The sequence below is a fragment of the Bacteroides acidifaciens genome, from assembly GCF_024623065.1.
Lineage (GTDB): Bacteria > Bacteroidota > Bacteroidia > Bacteroidales > Bacteroidaceae > Bacteroides > Bacteroides acidifaciens.
Map to the genome: position 1 here is coordinate 1 of NZ_JANJZR010000177.1, position 1,600 is coordinate 1,600.

Consider the following 1,600-nt stretch of genomic DNA (forward strand, 5'->3'; position numbering starts at 1 on the left):
ATGTTTGGCAGGGTTTAGGGTATTTCGGAGTTGGTGCTGCTGCCGGTGCTATTGGTGCTGCTACCGGTGGGATAGCCAGTGGTGCAGGATTTATAGGTGGTGCTATCGGTGGTTTTGTAGGTGGTGCAACATCGGGTTTCACGCTTGGCTTCGGTAATACGTTGATGGATGGAGGAAGCATTGGAGATGCCTGGCGCAACGGGGTTAATGGAGCCTTGACTGGTGCTGTGACAGGCAGTGTGACAGGTGGATTGATTGGTGGTGGCATGTCTTTTATTAAAGGGCAGAACTTTTGGACTGGACAGAATATCGCTCCAGGAAGGAATGCGTTCTCGATAAAGAATACACCAATAAATACGGTTGAACATCCAAATGCTATCTCGTTTGATAATATTCCTGATATTGCGTTGTTGGATAATCCTACACCAGCTGCCCTGCCTGAACCAATGCTTCCTAATTCTCCATTAAGTCCGGAATTGAATCCCGTTTTAAATCAGACACCTGAAGGATTTACCCGTTTTGTTACTACTCCAGAAGGAGTAACACATGATTTATTGCCAACAATTGAGCGAATAAATTCAGGGATAAGATACACATTTCGTCATGATGGTGCTGTCTACTGGAATAACAAATCTCTTTTGCCGACAGGGAACTATACGGAATATATACATCCCACACCAGGATTAGTGAGAGGAGCTGGACCTATGCGAGTTATTATTGGTAATAATGGTTCATGGTGGTTTACTCCAGACCATCACTTGACCTTTATTAGAATTAAATTTTAAGATGTGATAATGAATAAAAGAATTAGAATTCATACTTTTGTAACAACTATGAATTTTAATTCTTTACTCTCTACAGTTATGTTATCTGTAGAAAAGCATTATAATTAAAACTAAGATTAAAAAATGAAATATATTCAGTTTATAAATGAAGATGTTGAGATTCCAGAGGATTCTTATATCGTTCGTATTCCTGTAATAACGAACAAGGAAGAGTTGTATGCAGAGTTGATGTCTAAATTAAAATTTCCATCTTATTTTGGAAAGAATTGGGATGCATTAGATGATGTTTTCCGAGATTTTTGTTGGATTGCAAATGATAATATTGTAATTATTCATAAAGGTATTACCGGGCTTTCGAAGAAAGATTTAAATTTGTATGTAGCATCTATTGTGGATTGTATAGAATCTTGGATATATCAATCTATTTTAGACAACGAAAGAAAAGTAGGTAACAATACGGAATGGGAAGCCCCATTACATCATGTGTGGTTTATTTTTCCTGAAAAGGAAAAAGAGATAATTATGGATATTATATACGAATGGATACAAGTTCGCAAATATAAATATTGTTTGAGGTAGTTTTTGCCCTGATATAAATTGACATTCAAATAATTTATATCAGGGATTTTTACGATATATCAATCGGCTTGCTACAAAGTAGTGTCAACTATAAGGGGCTTACCGTAACCATTCTATTTTCCGCCTTGACACGCATCGCAACCCAGCATATCTTTGCGGCATAACCAATTACTAACAAAGATTATGGCAAAAGAAAAAGTAAACTACCAGGAGGTGTACGACCTCTATCAGCTGTG

1 protein-coding gene and 1 pseudogene are annotated in these 1,600 nt (G+C 37.4%); both read left to right on the forward strand.

The window, feature by feature from the left end:
- A pseudogene (locus NSB03_RS20550) lies at window positions 1–785 on the forward strand (ribonuclease domain-containing protein); the annotation flags it as partial.
- A 123-nt stretch (window positions 786–908) separates the two neighbouring features.
- Complete coding sequence (locus tag NSB03_RS20555) at window positions 909–1,364, forward strand: barstar family protein (protein ID WP_024988894.1); 456 nt, start codon at window positions 909–911, stop codon at window positions 1,362–1,364.
- The last annotated feature ends 236 nt before the right edge of the window (window positions 1,365–1,600 follow it).

What these genes read in the sequence shown, in the direction of transcription:
- NSB03_RS20555 (WP_024988894.1), top strand. Translation starts at nt 909, where the DNA reads ATGAAATATATTCAGTTTATAAATGAAGATGTTGAGATTCCAGAGGAT.